The sequence below is a fragment of the Knoellia sp. AC549 genome (assembly GCF_979258975.1).
This window is the reverse complement of the sequence record NZ_OZ409890.1, coordinates 666,570-685,152: the sequence shown is the minus strand read 5'-3', so window position 1 is coordinate 685,152 and position 18,583 is coordinate 666,570. Positions and strand designations below refer to the sequence as shown.

Sequence of the window (18,583 nt, the reverse complement as noted above, 5' to 3'; positions counted from 1 at the left end):
CGGAACCGGCCCACGAGAGGTTGGTGCGTGCCTCACGCAGCGGGAGCGACGCCGAACGTGGCGAGCCAGTCCTGGACGACCGGGACGTCGATCCGCTGCAGTCCGCTGAGGTAGCGGCAGTTCGACGTGTAGTTGTAGGACGTCACCGCGACCTGGTAGCCACCCTTGAACGTCGGTCCACCCGAGTCGCCGAAGCAGGTGCCGCCACCGCCGAAGGGGTCCTTGTCGTTGCCGTTGAGCTGGAGGATCTGCGGCGTGAGCTTCTGGCCCTTCGCGTCGGTGACCCGGCGCAGCAACGGGTAGGACTGCGGGGTCGGCTTCTGGGGCCCGGTCTCCGCCTGGCGCACCTCGGTGCCGTAGCCGACCGACGTGAACAACGTGTGGCTGAGGATGTCGGGCGTGAACTGGTCGAGGAAGCCCTCAGGTGCGACCTTGGCCGGCGCGATCGTGGTGATCGGCTCGTCGAGGACGATGACGCCCACGTCGTTCCAGTTCTTGCGGTCGGTGAAGTCGGAGTACTGCGGGTGGGTGTGCGCGGTGCCGGAGAGGAAGCCGGCCGCCTTGAGCTCCGCGGCGCTGTAGCCGGCGGTGGCGTCAGCCGCATCCGGGAGCGGGGACGGCGGGGCGTCGGCGATCTTGGTCCTGAAGGTCACCAAGGTCTTGCCCAGCGTGCCGTCGGTGCAGTGGGCAGCGGTGACGAGGACGGTGGGGGTGACCAGGGTGGCGGTGCAGCGGGAGCGGGCGGTCGCGTCGTAGTAGGCGATGAGGCCGACGTTGGGGTGGCGCTCGCCGTCTGGCTGTCCGCCGGTGATGGCGTGAGCAGCCAGTGCAGGACCGGCGACGAGTCCGGCGGCGACGGCAGCGGCTGCGGCCAGTCGTCGAATGTTCATGTGTGCTCCTGGTCAGGATCTGAGGCGGTGGGGATGTGGATGCTGTGGCCGATGATGCCTGGTCGCCGTGCCCCACGGAGCCGTTTGCTCACAACGCCTCGGAGAGCGATGCCGGGCCCATGAGCGAGTCCGCGCCGGTGCCGAGGTCGCTCGCATCCGTCAGGGTGGGTGCGACCTCGTGCGCAGTGATCTCGCCGGACGCGATCTGCTCGGTCCAGTGGCACGCGACCCGGTGGCCCTGGCCGACGCCCGGGATGTCCGGCACGCGCAGCACCGGCCGCTCGGTGTCGCACTTGGTCTCCTGGCGCCACGGGCAGCGCGTGTGGAACCGGCACCCCGTGGGCGGGTTCGACGGGGAGGGGAGGTCGCCGGTGAGCAGGATCTGCTCGCGGGCGTCCTCGACGACCGGGTCCGGCACCGGGACCGCCGACATGAGCGCCCGGGTGTAGGGGTGCAGGGGAGTGGCGTAGAGGTCGTCGGCCTCAGCCTCCTCGACCAGCGCCCCGAGGTACATGACGCCGATCCGGTCGCTGATGTGGCGCACGACGGCGAGGTCGTGGGCGATGACGAGGTAGGTGAGCCCGAACTCCTCCTGCAGGTCCTCGAGCAGGTTGATGACCTGCGCCTGCACCGACACGTCGAGGGCGGAGACCGGCTCGTCGGCGACGATGAGCTTGGGGTTGACCGACAGGGCCCGGGCGATGCCGATGCGCTGCCGCTGCCCGCCGGAGAACTCGTGCGGGTACTTCGCGAGGGCCGCCTCGGGCAGACCGACCGCATTGAGCAGCTCGACGAGTCGCGGGCGCGCCTCCTTGGCGCTCTTGGCGATGCCGTGCGCCTTCATGCCCTCGAAGAGGAGCGACTCCACCGACTGACGCGGGTCCAGGCTGGACAGCGGGTCCTGGAAGACCATCTGGATGTCCTGGCGCTTGCGCCGGAGCTCCTCACCCTTGAGCGAGGCGATGTCGATGCCGTCGAAGGTCACCGACCCGTCGGTGGGCGGCTCCAGGTTGAGGATGGCGCGGCCGAGCGTGGACTTGCCACAACCGGACTCGCCCACCAGCCCGTAGGTCTCTCCGTTGCGGATCGCGAGGTCGACGCCATCGACGGCGTAGACGTGGCCGATCGTCTTGTCGAAGATCACGCCGCGCTTGATGGGGAAGTGGACCTTGATGCCGCGGACGTCGACGAGGACGTCGTCCTTGTCGGTGTATGCCGTGCGCTCACGCTGCGTGGTCATGTCGCCTTCCGGTTGGGCGCTCATCGGGCCTCCTCCACGGGGTTGTGGCAGCGCAGCGCGCGACCGTGCTGCTCCACGAGCTCGGGCATGACCTGCGTGCACACGTCGATCTGGTTCGGGCACCGCGGCGCGAACGCACACGCGCTCGTCCACGGCAGGTTGTCGGACACCGAGCCGGGGATGGGGGTGAGGCGCTGGCCGCGGGGGGCGTCGAGCCTCGGGATCGACGCGAGCAGACCGTGGGTGTAGGGGTGCTTCGGCGCAGCGAAGAGCTCGTGCCGCTCACCCCGCTCGACGATACGACCGCCGTAGAGGACGTTGACCTCGTCGCAGAGACCGGCGACGACGCCGAGGTCGTGCGTGATCATGACCAACGCCGTGCCCGTGTCCTGGACGAGCTCCTTGAGCAGGGCCAGGATCTGGGCCTGGATCGTCACGTCGAGAGCGGTCGTGGGCTCGTCGGCGATGAGCAGTCGCGGCTGGCAGGCCAGGGCGATGGCGATGAGCGCGCGCTGGCGCATGCCGCCGGAGAGCTGGTGCGGGTAGTCCTTGAGCCGGCGGTCCGGATCGGGGATGCCGACGCGGTCGAGCAGCTCGCGGGCGACCGGGGTCGCTGCCTTGCGGGACATGCCCCGGTGGCGCTCGAGGACCTCGGTCACCTGGATCCCGATCGGGATGACCGGGTTGAGGGAGGACAGCGGGTCCTGGAACACCATGGCGATGTCCTTGCCCCGCTTGTCGCGCATCTGCTGGTCCGACAGCGAGAGCAGGTCGGTGCCGTCATAGGTGACGGTGCCGCTGACCTTGTTGCCCCGGTCGGGGAGCAGGCCCATGATCGCGAGCGAGGTCACCGACTTGCCGCAGCCGGACTCGCCGACGAGGCCGACCGTCTGGCCGGGGTGGACGTCGAAGTTGACGCCCTGCACGGCGTCGAACGGTTCCTGTCCCTGCCGCTGGAAGGTCACGCGCAGGTCGCGCACCGACAGCAGAGGTTCGGACGAGCTGTGCCTGCTCGAGGAACTCGAGCGTGTCGTGGGGGATACCGCGGTGTTCGTCATCTCCAGATCACCTCCGGCTCTTGGGGTCGAGTGCCTCACGTAGCGACTCACCCATGAGGGTGAAGCCGAGCGCGACGACGATGATGCACGCGGCCGGGTAGAAGGCCAGGTGCGGGTAGTCCGAGATGTACTCCTGGGCGGCGCCCAGCATCTGACCCCACTCGGGCTGGCGGTCGTCCGGGTTGCCCAGACCGAGGAAGGAGAGGGCCGCTGCGTCGATGATCGAGGTCGCAAGCACCAGCGTTGACTGGACGATGACCGGGCTCAGCGAGTTGGGCAGCATGTGCCGGAAGACGATCGCCCTCTGCTTCACGCCCAGTGCCCGGGCCGCCAGGACGTGGTCGCTCGACCGCTGGGCCAACATCGAGCCGCGCAGCAGTCGTGCGAACACCGGCACCTGCACCGTGGCGATGGCGATGATGACCGTCCACTGTGAGGGCTTGGGGGCCAGGGCCGAGATCGAGACGGCGAGCAGCAGGGACGGAATCGAGAGCATGACGTCGACGACGCGCATGACGAAGGAGTCGACCCACCCACCGAATGCTCCGGCCAACGTTCCCAGGATGAGTCCGCCAATGAGCCCGAAGAGGGTGGCGAAGACCCCGACGATGAGGGTTTGTCGTGCCCCCACGATGAGGCGGGACAGCAAGTCCCGGCCGAAGTCGTCCGACCCGAGCGGGAAGCCGGCCTCAGGGCCGGGGACGGGATTGCTGGCCCGGCTGAGGTCATCGAGGAGCTGGGGCATCCGTCGAGCTGGGTCGTTCGGTGCCGCCCACGGAGCCACGATCGCCAGAACGATGAACACGAGCGTGATGGTCGCGCCGAGGAGGAAGACGGGGTTTCGCTTCAGGCGGGACCAGGCGCTGGCGATGAGCGAGACACCGCCCGTCTCCTTGACGCGTCCAGCAGTGTCGACGTGCACGTCCCTGACGGCCGTCGCGGACGCCGTTGCGCCAGCGGTGGCGGCGAGCGAGTCGATCCGCTCCTTCTTTGAACTGGGCCGGGGGTCGATCGGGGAAGGGCTCAAGAGGTCACCTCGTCCGAACTCGGGGGTCGATGACCGCGTAGGCGATGTCGACCATCAGATTGACGAGAACATAGATGGCGGCGGCCGCCAGGATCAGCACCTGCAGCACGGCGTAGTCGCGCAGCCGGAAGGCGTCGGCCAGGGCGTTGCCGATTCCGCCGAATGCGAACACCTGCTCCGTCAGGACGGCCCCGGCGAGCAGGGCCCCGATCTGGAGGCCGATCGTCGTCGTCACAGGCAGCATCGCGTTGCGCAGGATGTGACGGCCGCGGATGATCCGGTTGGTGAGTCCCTTGGACTCGGCCGTGCGGATGTAGTCCTCGCCGACGACGTCGAGGACGGCCGCTCGGGTGATCCGGAAGATCACGGCGAAGGGAATGCTCGACAGGGCCACCGCGGGAAGGATGAGGTGTTTGAACGAGTTCCAGGCGACGTCGTACTCGCGCGTGAGCAGTCCATCCAGGACGAAGAAGCCGGTGACCCGAGTCGCCCCCAGTTGGCTGTCCTGACGACCGGACACGGGGAGCCAACCAAGCTTGATGGCGAAGATGTACTTGAGCAGGAACGCGAGGAAGAAGACCGGGACCGCAACGCCGATGAGCGAGGACACGACCGACGCGTTGTCGAGGAAGGAGCCGTGTCGGCGCGCCGCCATGTAGCCGAGCGGGATGCCCATGGAGACCGCCAGAATCATGGCGAACGTGCTCAGCTCAATGGTTGCGGGAAGCCTCGCAAAGAAGATCTCCAGCGCATCACGGCCGGGCAGGACTCCGTTGGAGACTCCGAAGTCACCCTGCATGATTCGCCCGACGAAGCTGACGTACTGCGACCAGAGCGGCTGGTCGAGTCCCAGAACCTTCTCAAGGGCAGCCCGCGACGCCGGCGTGGCGCGCTCGCCCAAGATGGCCGAGACCGGCCCACCCGGCAGCGATTTGAGCCAGAGGAACAGCAACAACGACAGAACCGCCACGACAGCGACCGTCTGAATCAAGCGCCTGACGATGAACCTCAGCACGCGAACCTCCCTGGGGAATGGCAGTGGTCATGACGGTGGCCGTCCCGGCGATCCTTCGCCGGGACGGCCACTGCGTCAATGCTGGTGAGCCGGAGCGGTCACTTGCCGCCGACGGTCACCGAGCTGAACTCCTCTGCCGTGAGAGGTGAGGCGACGACACCCTCCACGCCCTCACCCACGACGAGTGCCGGCGGGGAGTGGCTGATCGCGAGAGCCGGGAGGTACTCCTCCTGGATCTGCTGGTTGAGCTTCTCGTAGGCCGCGGTGCGCTCGGCCTCGTCGACGATCGAGTCGGCCTTGGCAAGGTCGCCGGCCAGAGTCGGACCGAAGCTTCTGCTTGGCCAGACCGAAGTTGTTCTGGGCGAGGTTGCCGAAGAACGTCCCGATGAAGTTGGCGGCCGAGTCGTAGTCGCCGGTCCAGCCGAGGAGGAACGCGTCGTAGGCGCCTGCGTCGACACCGTCGAGGTAGCCACCGTTCCAGGGCTTGGTCGACTGCTTGACCGTGATGCCGGCCGCCTCGAGGTCGGTGACCATGGCCTGGTAGAGCTTCTGCGGGTTCGGCATGTACGGACGCGAGACCTCGGACGGGTAGGCGAAGTTGAGCGTCAGACCACCGGCTGCGGTGATGGCCGCCTTGGCCGCCGCGGGATCGTACTTCGTGGCCTCGAGCGACTTGTTGTAGCCGCTGACGGTGTCGGGCATCATCTGCGTCGCGACCGTGGCGCCCTCGGGCAGCTGGGTCTTGACGAGCTGCTCGCGGTTGATGGCCTGGTAGATGGCCTTGCGCACCTTGAGGTCGAGCAGCTTGGGGTTCTTGGCCGGGTTGAGCCCGACGTAGAAGACGTTGAACGGCTTGCGGATCTCGAGCTTGTTGCCCTCGCCCTCGAGGCCCTTCCAGTCGGCCGGGTTGGGCAGGTCGTAGCCGTTGATGCTCTTGGCCTGCAGCTCCTGGCGACGGGTGCTCTCGTCGGGGATGATCTTGAAGACGATCTTGGCGTTCTTGGCCTTCTCGCCGTAGTAGTCGTCGTTGCGCACGAGGGTGACCGTCTTGTTGGCCTCGTCGTACTTGTCGAGCTTGTAGGGGCCGGTGCCGACCGGAGCAGAGGAGTAGGCCGGGAAGGTGAAGCCCTCGCCCTGTGCCGCGATCTCGTTGGCCTTGCCGGCGGTCATCGCCTTGGGCGACTGCATCGACAGCGACTCAAGGGAGAGGAAGGTCGGGAAGCCGGAGGTGGGGCGGGTGACCGAGAGGATCACGGTCTTCTCGTCCTTGGCCTCGCAGCCCTTGTAGAGCGACTCGGCTGCCTTGGCCTTGAACGCACCGAAGGTGTTGGCCCAGTACTCGCCGCGGACCTGGCCGGCGTCGTTCTGGTCAAACATGCGCTCGAAGTTCTTGCACACGGCGTCGGCGTTGAACGGCTCACCGTCGGTGAACTTCACACCTTCACGCAGGGTGAACGTCCAGTTGGTGCCCGACGCGTCCGGCTCCCACTTCTCGGCGAGCTCGGGCTCGATCTCGGCGCTGCCTGCCTTGATGCCGACCAGGCCCTCGAACATCTGGCGGGTGACCCGGAAGGTCTCACCATCAGTGGCATAGAACGGGTCCAACACGGCCGGGGCGCCAGCGGCGCCGAAGGTGAAGGTGGACGTGCCACCGTCACTGCTCGCGCCGGTGCCGGGGTCTTCTTCACGGTCGGACTGGGCGCAGGCCGTCATGGCCAGCGCGGCAGCCGTCAGCACGGCGATCGGGGTCGCCTTGCGCTTGAACGTCATCGATACCTCGCTTGGATGTGCGAACCTCGAGAGCCACGGTTGACCCCCGAAGGATGGTGCGACCGTCTGCAGGGAAGCGGCTGTGGCGTGCCTCTCTGCACCGGTCGGGTTGACCATAGCGACATTCATCCGTCGCGGTCCGGCGCTCGCACATTGTTTATCGGAGTGAGACCCAGAGGTCAGGAGGAGCTGCCGCGTGAGCACGGACGACACGAAGGACCCCGTCGAGGTGGTCGCGGGGGCGGTGGTCGACGATCTGGGGCGGCCCAGCCTGCTGCTGGCGGCCCGCCGCACCGAGCCAGCGGACCTCGCGGGGGGCTGGGAGCTGCCCGGTGGCAAGGTCGACCGGGGCGAGAGCCTGGTCGATGCCCTCCACCGTGAGCTCGCGGAGGAGCTGGGTGTCGAGGTCGTCGTGGGCGACCTCGTCGAGGGCCCGCTGGACCGGGGACGCTGGTCGCTCGGCACGGCATACGTCATGTCTGTGTTCTTCGCCCGGATCACCGACGGTGCGCCCGAACCGCTCGAGGACCACGACCAGCTGCGCTGGCTGACGACGGATGACCTGTATGCCGTGGAGTGGCTTCCGGCGGACCTCCCGATCGTCCGTGCGATCGAGGCGCTGGCGGCCGATTCCCGCCGTTTTCGTCAATAGCGCAAGTCCTGAGAGACTTGGCATCATGCCCATCACTACTCGCGACGACATCCGTAACGTCGCCATCGTCGCGCACGTCGACCACGGAAAGACCACTCTGGTCGACAAGATGCTCTGGGAGTCCGGTGCCTTCGAGGCCCGTGCCACCGTCGAGTCCACCGGCGAACGCGTCATGGACTCCGGTGACCTCGAGCGCGAGAAGGGGATCACGATCCTCGCCAAGAACACCGCGGTGCACTACGCGGGCAAGGCCGCGGTCGACGCCGGCCTGGCCGACGGCCTGACGATCAACATCATCGACACCCCCGGTCACGCCGACTTCGGTGGCGAGGTCGAGCGCGGTCTGTCCATGGTCGACGGCGTCGTCCTCCTCGTCGACGCGTCCGAGGGCCCCCTGCCGCAGACGCGCTTCGTCCTGCGCAAGGCCCTCGCCGCGCACATGCCCGTCATCCTCTGCATCAACAAGGTGGACCGCCCGGACTCCCGCATCCAGGAGGTCGTCGACGAGGTCTACGAGCTCTTCATGGACCTCGACGCCACCGAGGAGCAGATCGAGTTCCCGATCGTCTACGCCTCCGCCAAGAACGCCCGCGCGTCGATGACCCGTCCCGACAACGGTGGCCTGCCCGACGGTGAGGACCTCACGGCACTCTTCGCCACGATCATCGACACGATCCCCGCGCCGACCTACGACACCGAGACGCCCCTGCAGGCGCACGTCACCAACCTCGACGCGTCCAACTTCCTCGGTCGCCTCGCTCTCCTGCGCGTCTTCAACGGCGAGATCAAGAAGGGCCAGCAGGTCGCGTGGTGCAAGCACGACGGCACCATCGAGCGCGTCAAGATCACCGAGCTGCTCATGACCGAGGCCCTCGAGCGCAAGCCGCTCGAGGACGGCAAGTCTGCTCGCCCCGGCGACATCATCGCCATCGCCGGCATCCCCGACATCATGATCGGTGACACGATCGCCGACGCCGAGAACCCCATCGCCCTCCCGATCATCACGGTCGACGAGCCGGCGATCTCGATGACGATCGGCACCAACACCAGCCCGATGGTCGGCAAGGTCCGTGGCTCCAAGGTCACCGCCCGCATGGTCAAGGACCGCCTCGACAAGGAGCTCGTCGGCAACGTCTCGCTCCGGGTCCTGCCCACCGAGCGCCCCGACGCATGGGAGGTCCAGGGTCGTGGCGAGCTGGCCTTGGCGATCCTCGTCGAGCAGATGAAGCGAGAGGGCTTCGAGCTCACCGTCGGCAAGCCGCAGGTGGTCACCCAGCAGATCGACGGCAAGCTGCACGAGCCGGTCGAGCGCCTCACCATCGACACCCCGGACGAGTACCTCGGCGCCATCACCCAGCTCCTCGCGGCGCGCAAGGGCCGCATGGAGCAGATGACCAATCACGGCACCGGCTGGGTCCGCATGGAGTTCCTCGTGCCCTCGCGCGGCCTCATCGGGTTCCGCACGCAGTTCCTCACCGACACCCGTGGTGCCGGCATCGCGCACCACGTGTTCGAGTCCTACGAGCCGTGGTTCGGCACCATCACGACGCGCACGTCGGGCTCGCTCGTCGCCGACCGCACCGGCCCGGTGACCGCCTACTCGATGGTCAACCTGCAGGAGCGCGGCACGCTGTTCGTCGAGCCCGCGACCGAGGTCTACGAGGGCATGATCGTCGGCGAGAACTCCCGCGCCGACGACATGGACGTCAACATCACCAAGGAGAAGAAGCTCACCAACGTGCGCGCCTCCTCCGCCGACAACTTCGAGAAGGTCGTCCCGCCGCGCCGCCTGACCCTCGAGCAGGCACTGGAGTTCTGCCGCGAGGACGAGTGCGTCGAGGTGACGCCCGAGGCCGTCCGCATCCGCAAGGTCGAGCTCGACCAGACCGTCCGCGGCCGCACGGCCTCCCGCGGTCGCAAGGCCTGACCTGACGCGCCACCACGACCCCTCCCAGGAAGTGCAGCACGTGAGCAGCCCCACCCGACGCCACCAGCCACCGCCGCAGCGGACTCGCGTCCGGGCGCTGGTCGGGCTGTTCGTCGTGGTGGTGCTGGGTGCGGTCGGGGGATGCAGTGTCCTCGACGACGGTGACCCGCCGACGACGCCGGCGGTGACCGCGTCCCACGAGCGCACCGACGAGCGCGGCGGCACCCTCAAGGCGCTCTCGCTGGGGCCGGTGCTCAGCTGGGACCCCCAGCGCATCGGAGCCCGTGACGACGCAGCCTTCGCCGGGCGCACCTTCCTCCGGACCCTGACCGCCTACCAGCCCAGCACGGACGCGCGGACCCAGTCGCGTCTCGTGGGTGACCTCGCGACCGACACGGGCACGCCCAACAAGAACCTCACCGCCTGGTCGTTCACCCTGCGCGAGGGCATCGCCTGGGAGGACGGGAGCGCCGTCACGTGCGAGGACGTCAAGTACGGCATCTCGCGCACGTTCAGCACCGACGTCATCACCGGTGGTTCGACCGACGCCCTCGCCGTCCTCTCCGTTCCCAAGAAGCCGGACGGCCAGCCCATCTATGCCGGCCCGTTCGTCAAGGCGGCATCGAACGACCCCGGCCGCGCGGCATACGACAAGGCAGTCGTCTGTCGTGGCACGACGATCACGTTCACGCTCAGCGCGCCCGTGAGCGACTTCAACGAGATGGTGACCCAGGCGGCGTTCGCCCCGGTGAAGAAGTCGACCGACAAGGGCGGGGACGGCACCTTCAACGTCTTCTCCAACGGTCCCTACAAGCTGGCCGCGCCGTGGCGCGCGTCCACCGGTGGCTCGTGGGTCCGCAACCCGCACTGGAGGGCTGCGACCGACGAGGTGCGCGAGGCCTACCCGAACACCATCGAGTACCAGGAAGGCATCGAGACCCAGACCGTCGCGCAGCAGATCATGGCGGACGGTGACAACTCGAGGTCCGCCGTCGCGCTCGGCTCCGCACCTCCCGCCATCCAGCAGCACATCCTCACGGTCGATGCGCTCAAGGAGCGATCCGTGACGGCCGGCACGGGGCTCGTCGACTACCTCGTGCCCAACGTCAGGAGCAAGGTCTTCGCCAAGGTCGAGGCACGCCAGGCCCTGGCCGTCGCGACCAACCGGGGTGCCTACGTCACCGCCCTCGGTGGTGGGTCCACCGGTCGGCCGACCGCCTCCCTCATCCCCGAGGCGCTGCCCGCGGCGCACGCTGCAGACCCCCTCAAGGCGGGCGACCGCGGCGATGCCGGGCAGGCCAAGGTGCTCCTGGGCAAGGCCGGCCTCACCCTGCCGGTGCCGATCAGGGTGGCCTACCGCTCGAGCCCCGTGGCCGACAAGGCGATGGCCTCGCTCGTCGCGGGCTGGACCGAGGCGGGGTTCGCTCCGAAGCTCACCCCGATCAAGGACGAGTACTTCACCGCCATCACCCAACCGGCCGCTGCAGCGTCCTACGACGTCTTCTGGTCGAACTGGGCGCCGGCCTGGGCCTCGGCCAGCACGATCCTGCCGGCCCTGTTCGACAGCTCGATCAACATCACCCCGTCCGGACCGGGGCGGGACTACGGCTACTTCGTCGACCCCAAGGTCAATGCCGAGATCGTGCGGATCAACACCATCGCCGACCGCGCGGACCGTGAGGAGGCCTGGACCGCCCTCGACGTCCGGCTCCAGACCCTCGGCGCCTACATCGGCCTCGCAGAGCGCCGCTCCCTCTACATCGCCGGAAGCGACGTCCGCAACCTCTCGGCCAACGAGGTCACCGGTGGGGTCGTCGAGTTCGCTGACATCGCGGTCCGACAATGAGCCGGCTCCTCTTCGTCCACGCGCATCCGGACGACGAGACCCTGGCGACCGGTGTCGCGATCCTCCACCACGTGGCCCGCGGAGACGACGTCCATGTCCTGACCTGCACGCTGGGCGAGGAGGGAGAGGTCATCCCCGCGCCGCTGGCCCATCTCGAGGGCGCCCCCGGCGACCCGCTGGCCGAGCATCGTCGGGGCGAGCTCGCGGGTGCCGTCTCGGTGCTCGGGGTGACCCACCACTATCTCGGCGCGCACGCCGAGGGTGGGCGGCCGGCATACCGGGACTCCGGCATGGTCGGGTCGGTCGCGTTCGAGCACCCACGTGCCTTCGCGAGCGCCGACTTCCTCGAGGTCGCCGAGCTGATGCGCTCCACCGTCGGCGAGATCGCCCCGGACGTCGTCGTCACCTATGACTCCGAGGGCGGCTACGGCCACCCCGACCACATCCGCGTGCACGACGCCGTGCGTGCCGCCGTGGCCGAGCTGCCCGCCGGCCCGGCGCTCTTCGTCGCGCTCACTCCTCGCTCGTGGGTGGTCGAGGACCGTGAGTGGCTCGCGGCCCACGTCCCCAGTGAGACGGGGTATGCCGTTCCGTCGCCGTCCGATCCGATGGCACCGTCCGTGGTCGACGACGCCGCGGTGACCCATGCCGTGGTCGACCCCGAGGTCGTGCCTCGACAGGAGCAGGCGCTGCGGTTCCACGCGACCCAGGTCGTCGTCGGTGACGGCTGGTTCGCGCTCTCCAACAACATCGCCGCTCGGCTGGCCGGGCGAGAGGGCTACTCGCTCCTGGATCCCTCGACCGGTGCCCTCGTGCCCGGTGGTGGCGGTCGTCGACCCGGGCTCGTCGGGGGCGACCGGTGACGGCGACGGGGGAGGGGGCAGGCGTGGACGTCGACACCTACCGCCATGCCATGGGGCGCCTGGCCAGGGGCGTCACCGTGCTGACCACGACGGCGTCCGGCCAGGACCACGCCCTCACGGCCAACTCGGTCACGAGCGTCTCTCTCGACCCCGTGCTCCTGCTCGTCTGCATCGAGACCGATGCGCGATTCCACGACGCGGTCCTGGAGTCCCGGGTCTTCGGTGTGAGCCTGCTGGCGGCCGGTCAGCGGGGGCTCGCGGCGTGGTTCGCGACGCCGGGTCGCCCCCTGCCCGGACAGCTGGACCGCGCCCCGCACACGCGGGGCGCGACCGGCGTGCCTCTGCTCGACGGGGCGCTGGCCTCGCTCGAGTGTCGCGTGCGTGACGTGCACCCCGCGGGCGACCACAGCATCATCGTCGCGACGGTCGACTCGGCCCGCCTGGCGGGCGATCCGCAGGCGGCCCTCGTACACTTCCGCGGACAGTACTCCGCGCTGCCCTGAACCTCGCCTGACCTCACCCGACTGACCAAGGACCACCGATGACCGACATTTTCGACCAGCCGCAGGGGCCGCCCCGGCGCCGTGGCGGCGCCATCGCGGCCGTCGTGGGGGCCTTCGTCCTGCTCGTGGCCGGCTATGTCGGGGTCGCGGCATACACCAGTGGTCGGATGCCCAGTGACACCAAGGTGGGTGGCGTGCAGGTCGGGGGCCTCGAGCCGGCGCAGGCACGCAAGGCGCTCGCCGCCGCCGTCGCCGAGCGTGGCGCGACGCCGGTCACGCTCACGGCCGGTGGCAAGTCGGCCACCCTTGCGCCGGCGGACGCCGGTCTGAGCATCGACATCGACACCTCCATCGGCGACCTCTCCGGCTTCAGCCTCAACCCGGCCGACGTCGTGGGCCACCTCACCGGCGGGGTGACCCGAAGCCTCGAGACCGACGTCGACGAGGCCAAGCTCAAGGCCAGCGTCACCAAGGCGTCCAAGGCGCTCGCGGTGCCTGCCAAGGAGGGCTCGATCTCCGTGGCCGGCGGCAAGGTGAGGATGACCGAGCCGGTCAAGGGCCAGGCGCTCGAGATCGACCGCACGGTCGAGGCGATCGCCCAGTCGTGGCCGCGCAGCACACCCATCGTGGCCCCCGTCACCGTGGCCATGCCCAAGGTCTCCGCCGAGGAGCTGCAACGCGTGAGGACCGAGTTCGCCGACAAGGCGATGTCCGGCCCCATCGCCGTGAAGGCCGGCGACAAGACGTTCGAGATCAGTGCGGCGACCCTCGCTCCCGCGATCACCTTCCCGGCGGACTCCGAGGGGAGGATCACCCCGGCGTTCGACGAGAAGGTCATCATCGCCGCCGTCAGCAGGGCGGCGGACCGGGCCGACGCCACCTCCGATGCCCGCGACGCGACAGTCTCGTTCCCCAGCGGCCAGCCGACCGTCATCCCCTCACGGACCGGCGTCGCGCTGGAGACGAGCAAGATCGTCGCGCCCGTGACGGCAGCACTGACCTCACCGGAGCGGGCCGCGATCGTCCCGGTGAAGGTCTCGCAGCCGAAGTTCACCACCGAGAAGGCCAGGGCCACGCTGCCCAAGGGCATGATCTCGACCTTCACGACCTACTTCCCGGCCAACGGAGGTGGGCGGGTCGCCAACATCCGGCTCGCCGCGAGGACGCTCAACGGCACCTATGTCGCACCCGGAGCCACCTTCAGCCTCAACGAGGTCCTGGGACGCCGCACCCCGGAGAAGGGGTACCAGAAGGGCGGGGTCATCCAGGACGGACGACTCAGCGAGAACTACGGCGGTGGCATCTCGCAGGTCTCGACGACGCTGTTCAACGCGGCCTTCTTCGCCGGCGTGAAGTTCGAGCAGTACATGGCGCACGGCTTCTACATCTCGCGCTACCCCGAGGGCCGCGAGGCGACGATCTCCTATCCCTACCCCGACAACCGTTGGACCAACAACACGGACGGCGGCATCCACATCCGTGCCTCCTCGACGGGTGGGCAGGTGACCGTGGCGTTCTACGGGACCAAGAAGTGGGATGTCGTCGCGTCCAAGAGCCCGCGGCGCAACATCGTCACGCCGAAGAAGATCAACGACCCGTCGCCGAAGTGCATCACCCAGAACCCTGTCCCCGGTTTCGACGTCACCGTGACGAGAATCTTCAAGCAGGGTGGCGCGACGGTGAAGACCGAGCCCTTCAACACGCACTACAACCCCGAGGACGACGTCACCTGCACGCATCCCGACGCCAAGTGACGTGAGGCTCAGGCGGCGGGTCGGCTCGTCAGGTAGACGTCGCTGGAGTGCCGCTGGAACCCGAGCCGCTCGTAGAGGCGGATGGCCGTGGCGTTGTCCGCCTCGACCTGCAGGTGCATGAGCCGTATGCCGTCCGCCCTGGCCTGAGCGGCCAGCCGGCTCGTGAGGTGGGCAGCCAGTCCTCGGCCACGAAACGCCGGGTCGGTCCAGACGGCGCCCAGGCCGGCCCAGCCGTGGGCGATGCCCAGTCGGCCGATCGCCACGGGCCGGGGGTCGCGGACGCCCGGTGTGCTGAGGCCGAGCTGCTGCGCGAGACCCCCACCGAGGGCGATGCGTGCGAAGAGCTGCCGCGGGCTGCCCTCCAGGACACCCGCGACGGCCTCCGGGACCACGGCCCTGCTCTGGCCGTAGGCCTCCAGCCACGCGTCGTCGAGCGCCTCACTCATCCGGACGTCCGGCCCTGCCGGATCGACGCCGGCGACGGTGTCGGTCGTGGCGGTGAGGCTGAGGGTGCGGTCGGCGACGGTCCAGCCGCGCGAGAGCAGCTCCGCGCCGAGGGGGTCCTCCGCCGGTTCGAACGCGGTGGGCCCACTCAGGGACATGCGGGCCGGAAGTCCGCGCACGGCATACCAGGCCTCCACGCGGTCGACCGCCGCCACGAGCGGCAGGCCCGGATCGCCCATGGGGAGAACGGAGTTGCCGCGTTGGGTGAAGCCGCGCGAGGCCCGCAGCTCCCACTCGCCCAGAGCCTCGCGCTCCAACGCACCCCAGCTCGGCCCCATGACGCGCTGGAGGTCGGCGACCGAGATCGCGAGGTGCGGAGCCCCGCGGCGACTCGGTCTGGGTGGGATCTCCTTCGCCGCGTGGATCCGGTCGCGGGCGATGACGACATCACCCTTGCGCGTCGCTACCGTGACGTCGTGCTCGGTGCGGGCCACTAGCTCGCCGACGGAGTCGGTCATCGACGGGGTGCCGGCCGCCGCGTGGCCTGAGGGGTCGAGCCGCCAGCGCACGACGACACGGGCACCGATGTGGACGGCGTCGAAGGAGGCAGGCACGAGCGGCATACTATGGCCGCATGACGTACGTGATCGCGCAGCCTTGTGTCGACCTCAAGGACAAGGCCTGCATCGAGGAGTGTCCCGTCGACTGCATCTACGAGGGCGAGCGCTCGCTCTACATCCACCCCGACGAGTGCGTCGACTGTGGTGCGTGCGAGCCGGTCTGCCCCGTGGAGGCCATCTACTACGAGGACGACACCCCGGAGCAGTGGGCCGACTACTACAAGGCCAACGTCGAGTTCTTCGACGACCTCGGCAGCCCGGGCGGCGCCGCCAAGATGGGCCTCATCAACAAGGACCACCCGTTGATCGCGGACCTGCCGCCGCAGTCGCACGACGAGTGATCTGAGCCTCGTTGCTGCACCTGCCCGACTTCCCATGGGACTCGCTCGCTCCGGTCAAGGAGCGGGCGAGTTCTGTTGCCACCCCTGACGGTCTCGGACTGGTCGACCTGTCGGTCGGCACCCCCGTCGACGCGACACCCGAGGTCGTGCAGGAGGCCCTGCGCTCGGCGTCGGACGCACCCGGCTATCCCCAGACCTGGGGCACGCCGGCGCTGCGCGAGGCCGTGGCCCGCTGGTTCGCGACCCGGCGCGGAGTGCCGGACGTCGACCCTGACGGGGTGCTGCCGACGATCGGGAGCAAGGAGCTCGTGGCGTGGCTGCCGACACTGCTCGGGCTCGGCCCCGGCGACGTGGTCGGCTTCCCCTCGGCGGCCTACCCGACCTACGACGTCGGTGCGCGCCTCGCCGGCGCCACGCCCCAGGTGGTGGACGGCCTCGCCGCTCTCGGCCCGCTGACGTCGTCGACCACCCCACGGCTGCTGTGGCTCAACACTCCGGGCAACCCGACCGGACAGGTGCTGGGCGTCGAGCACCTCGCCAAGGTCGTGGCCTGGGCCCGTCAGCACGGGGTCGTCGTCGCGAGCGACGAGTGCTACGCCGAGCTCGACTGGCGCAGCGACCGTGGCAGGTCGACCACCCCGACGACACCGTCCATCCTCGACCCGCGGGTCACGGGCGGCTCGCATCAGGGCCTGCTCTGCGTCTACTCCCTCTCGAAGCAGTCCAACCTCGCCGGCTATCGCGCGGCGTTCGTCGCGGGGGACCCCCGGCTCGTCAGGCAGATCCTCGAGGTGCGCAAGCACGCCGGCATGATCGTCCCGTGGCCGGTCCAGGCCGCGATCACCGCGGCGGTCGGGGACGTGGGTCATGTCGAGGCACAGAAGGCCGTGTATGCCGCGCGTCGAGAGGTCCTGCTGGCCGGCGTGCGTGCCTTCGGGCTCGAGACGACCCACAGCGAGGCCGGCCTCTACCTGTGGGCCACGGCCGGGGAGGACGCCTGGGTGACGTTGGAGCGGCTGGCTGCACGCGGCATACTCGCGGCTCCGGGGACCTTCTACGGCGCTGCCGGACGACAGCACGTGCGGATCGCTCTCACGGCACCGGACGAGCGGATCCGGGCCGCGGCCGCACGCCTCTCGACCGGCTGAGGCCACGGGTGGGCGGACGCTCTTTTCGTCGTCACGGACCTCTGGGGTAGCGTCAATGGTGCGCGAGCGACGCCCACTGCGACCTCGCCCGAGACGTGAGGAATGAAGACACGATGAGCACAGACGCAGCCGCTGCCGCGACCTTCCAGGTCCGCGACCGGGAACTCAGCTTCCCCCTCATCAAGGCCACCGAGGGCAACAACGGTTACGACATCTCGGCCCTGCTCAAGGAGACCGGCGACACCACCCTCGACATCGGGTTCGTCAACACGGCTTCGTGCAACAGCGCCATCACCTACATCGACGGCGACGCGGGCATCCTGCGCTACCGCGGATACCCGATCGAGCAGCTCGCGCAGGGGTCGACCTTCCTCGAGACGTCCTACCTGCTCATCTACGGCGAGCTGCCCTCCCAGGCCGAGCTCGACGACTTCACCGACCGGGTCCGCCAGCACACGATGCTGCACGAGGACCTCAAGTCGTTCTTCGGTGGCTTCCCGCGCGACGCCCACCCCATGCCGGTCCTGTCGTCGGCGGTGTCGGCGCTGGGCACCTTCTACCAGGACAGCCTCGACCCGTTCGACAAGGAGCAGGTCGAGATCTCGACGATCCGGCTCCTCGCCAAGCTTCCGACGATCGCGGCCTACGCCTACAAGAAGAGCATCGGCCAGCCGTTCCTCTACCCGGACAACGAGCTCTCGCTCACCGAGAACTTCCTCCGGATGACGTTCGGCGTCCCGGCGACCGACTACGACATCGACCCGGACATGGTGAAGGCCCTCGACCAGCTGCTCATCCTGCACGCCGACCACGAGCAGAACTGCTCGACCTCCACGGTGCGCCTCGTCGGCTCGGCCCACGCCAACCTCTTCAACTCCGTGTCGGCCGGCATCCACGCCCTCTCCGGACCGCTGCACGGTGGCGCCAACTCGGCGGTGCTCGAGATGCTCGACGGCATCGTCAAGAGCGGCGGTGACGTCGACACCTTCGTCAAGAAGGTCAAGAACAAGGAGGACGGCGTCAAGCTCATGGGCTTCGGCCACCGGGTCTACAAGAACTACGACCCGCGCGCGGCGATCATCAAGAAGACCACCGACGCGATCCTCAGCAAGGACGGCGTGCGGGACCCGCTCCTCGACATCGCCCTGCAGCTCGAGCAGCGCGCGCTGGAGGACGACTACTTCATCGAGCGCAAGCTCTACCCGAACGTCGACTTCTACACCGGCCTGATCTACAAGGCCATGGGCTTCCCGACCAAGATGTTCACGGTGCTGTTCGCCCTGGGCCGCCTCCCCGGCTGGATCGCGCAGTGGCGCGAGATGATCGAGGACCCCGACACCAAGATCGGCCGCCCGCGCCAGATCTACACCGGCGCCACGGAGCGCGAGTACCGCGCCATCACCAGCCGCTGACCAGCTTGCGCACCCCGTGAGGGGGACCTGAAGGGCCCGGAGGGACATGTCCCTCCGGGCCCTTTGCTCTTCC

Annotated in this window: 16 protein-coding genes; 9 read left to right on the top strand and 7 right to left on the bottom strand. The window is 68.9% G+C overall.

The window, feature by feature from the left end:
* Positions 1 to 32 precede the first annotated feature (32 nt).
* The 6 genes from ACZZ98_RS03240 to ACZZ98_RS03215 all read right to left on the bottom strand — a co-directional run bounded on the left by ACZZ98_RS03240 (position 33) and on the right by ACZZ98_RS03215 (position 7,000).
* The gene (locus tag ACZZ98_RS03240) at positions 33 to 890 is read right to left on the bottom strand and encodes a trypsin-like serine protease (protein WP_463514922.1); all 858 of its coding nucleotides are present in this window, start codon (positions 888 to 890) and stop codon (positions 33 to 35) included.
* A gap of 88 nt (positions 891 to 978) precedes the next feature.
* Complete coding sequence (locus tag ACZZ98_RS03235; protein ID WP_463517712.1) at positions 979 to 2,130, bottom strand: ABC transporter ATP-binding protein; 1,152 nt, start codon at positions 2,128 to 2,130, stop codon at positions 979 to 981.
* 20 nt (positions 2,131 to 2,150) lie between these two features.
* Positions 2,151 to 3,188 (bottom strand): ABC transporter ATP-binding protein, encoded by a 1,038-nt coding sequence (locus tag ACZZ98_RS03230; RefSeq protein ID WP_463514921.1) that lies wholly within the window; start codon positions 3,186 to 3,188, stop codon positions 2,151 to 2,153.
* 7 nt (positions 3,189 to 3,195) lie between these two features.
* Positions 3,196 to 4,215, bottom strand: coding sequence for an ABC transporter permease (locus ACZZ98_RS03225; protein WP_463514920.1), 1,020 nt, complete (start codon positions 4,213 to 4,215; stop codon positions 3,196 to 3,198).
* Between the two features lie 4 nt (positions 4,216 to 4,219).
* Positions 4,220 to 5,230, bottom strand: coding sequence for an ABC transporter permease (locus ACZZ98_RS03220; protein WP_463514919.1), 1,011 nt, complete (start codon positions 5,228 to 5,230; stop codon positions 4,220 to 4,222).
* A 171-nt stretch (positions 5,231 to 5,401) separates the two neighbouring features.
* Positions 5,402 to 7,000 (bottom strand): ABC transporter substrate-binding protein, encoded by a 1,599-nt coding sequence (locus ACZZ98_RS03215; RefSeq protein ID WP_463514918.1) that lies wholly within the window; start codon positions 6,998 to 7,000, stop codon positions 5,402 to 5,404.
* Positions 7,001 to 7,196: 196 nt separating this feature from the next.
* On the opposite strand from ACZZ98_RS03215, the gene ACZZ98_RS03210 reads away from it, so the two are divergent.
* Genes ACZZ98_RS03210 through ACZZ98_RS03185 form a run of 6 tightly spaced genes read left to right on the top strand, consistent with a single transcriptional unit; the run spans position 7,197 to position 14,545 of the window.
* Complete coding sequence (locus tag ACZZ98_RS03210; protein WP_463514917.1) at positions 7,197 to 7,652, top strand: (deoxy)nucleoside triphosphate pyrophosphohydrolase; 456 nt, start codon at positions 7,197 to 7,199, stop codon at positions 7,650 to 7,652.
* 25 nt (positions 7,653 to 7,677) lie between these two features.
* Positions 7,678 to 9,579 (top strand): translational GTPase TypA, encoded by a 1,902-nt coding sequence (gene typA, locus ACZZ98_RS03205; RefSeq protein ID WP_463514916.1) that lies wholly within the window; start codon positions 7,678 to 7,680, stop codon positions 9,577 to 9,579.
* Positions 9,580 to 9,619: 40 nt separating this feature from the next.
* Positions 9,620 to 11,425, top strand: a complete 1,806-nt coding sequence (locus ACZZ98_RS03200; RefSeq protein ID WP_463514915.1) for an ABC transporter substrate-binding protein — start codon at positions 9,620 to 9,622, stop codon at positions 11,423 to 11,425.
* Positions 11,422 to 12,288: an N-acetyl-1-D-myo-inositol-2-amino-2-deoxy-alpha-D-glucopyranoside deacetylase gene (gene mshB / locus ACZZ98_RS03195; protein ID WP_463514914.1), complete on the top strand. Its 867-nt coding sequence runs from the start codon at positions 11,422 to 11,424 to the stop codon at positions 12,286 to 12,288. The genes ACZZ98_RS03200 and mshB overlap by 4 nt, the downstream gene beginning before the upstream one ends.
* A 23-nt stretch (positions 12,289 to 12,311) precedes the next feature.
* Entirely contained in the window at positions 12,312 to 12,791 is a 480-nt protein-coding gene (locus tag ACZZ98_RS03190) for a flavin reductase family protein (protein ID WP_463514913.1), read from the top strand.
* A gap of 38 nt (positions 12,792 to 12,829) precedes the next feature.
* Positions 12,830 to 14,545: a VanW family protein gene (locus tag ACZZ98_RS03185; RefSeq protein WP_463514912.1), complete on the top strand. Its 1,716-nt coding sequence runs from the start codon at positions 12,830 to 12,832 to the stop codon at positions 14,543 to 14,545.
* 8 nt (positions 14,546 to 14,553) lie between these two features.
* Here the strand turns inward: ACZZ98_RS03185 and ACZZ98_RS03180 are convergent, their stop codons facing one another.
* Complete coding sequence (locus ACZZ98_RS03180; protein ID WP_463514911.1) at positions 14,554 to 15,603, bottom strand: GNAT family N-acetyltransferase; 1,050 nt, start codon at positions 15,601 to 15,603, stop codon at positions 14,554 to 14,556.
* 20 nt (positions 15,604 to 15,623) lie between these two features.
* Between ACZZ98_RS03180 and fdxA the strand changes: the two genes are divergently transcribed.
* The 3 genes from fdxA (at position 15,624) to ACZZ98_RS03165 (ending at position 18,510) form a co-directional block, all read left to right on the top strand.
* Positions 15,624 to 15,950: a ferredoxin gene (gene fdxA, locus ACZZ98_RS03175; RefSeq protein ID WP_353952951.1), complete on the top strand. Its 327-nt coding sequence runs from the start codon at positions 15,624 to 15,626 to the stop codon at positions 15,948 to 15,950.
* Positions 15,951 to 15,961: 11 nt separating this feature from the next.
* Positions 15,962 to 17,098 carry a succinyldiaminopimelate transaminase gene (gene dapC, locus ACZZ98_RS03170; RefSeq protein WP_463514910.1) on the top strand — a complete coding sequence of 379 codons (1,137 nt, stop codon included), beginning with the start codon at positions 15,962 to 15,964 and terminating at the stop codon, positions 17,096 to 17,098.
* A gap of 113 nt (positions 17,099 to 17,211) precedes the next feature.
* The gene (locus tag ACZZ98_RS03165; RefSeq protein WP_463514909.1) at positions 17,212 to 18,510 is read left to right on the top strand and encodes a citrate synthase; all 1,299 of its coding nucleotides are present in this window, start codon (positions 17,212 to 17,214) and stop codon (positions 18,508 to 18,510) included.
* Positions 18,511 to 18,583 lie beyond the last annotated feature (73 nt).

Coding starts and splice junctions, on each gene's coding strand:
- fdxA (WP_353952951.1), top strand. CDS start 15,624: ATGACGTACGTGATCGCGCAGCCTTGTGTCGACCTCAAGGACAAGGCC.
- ACZZ98_RS03165 (WP_463514909.1), top strand. CDS start 17,212: ATGAGCACAGACGCAGCCGCTGCCGCGACCTTCCAGGTCCGCGACCGG.
- ACZZ98_RS03215 (WP_463514918.1), bottom strand. CDS start 7,000: ATGACGTTCAAGCGCAAGGCGACCCCGATCGCCGTGCTGACGGCTGCC.
- ACZZ98_RS03240 (WP_463514922.1), bottom strand. CDS start 890: ATGAACATTCGACGACTGGCCGCAGCCGCTGCCGTCGCCGCCGGACTC.
- mshB (WP_463514914.1), top strand. CDS start 11,422: ATGAGCCGGCTCCTCTTCGTCCACGCGCATCCGGACGACGAGACCCTG.
- typA (WP_463514916.1), top strand. CDS start 7,678: ATGCCCATCACTACTCGCGACGACATCCGTAACGTCGCCATCGTCGCG.
- ACZZ98_RS03230 (WP_463514921.1), bottom strand. CDS start 3,188: ATGACGAACACCGCGGTATCCCCCACGACACGCTCGAGTTCCTCGAGC.
- ACZZ98_RS03235 (WP_463517712.1), bottom strand. CDS start 2,130: ATGACCACGCAGCGTGAGCGCACGGCATACACCGACAAGGACGACGTC.
- ACZZ98_RS03185 (WP_463514912.1), top strand. CDS start 12,830: ATGACCGACATTTTCGACCAGCCGCAGGGGCCGCCCCGGCGCCGTGGC.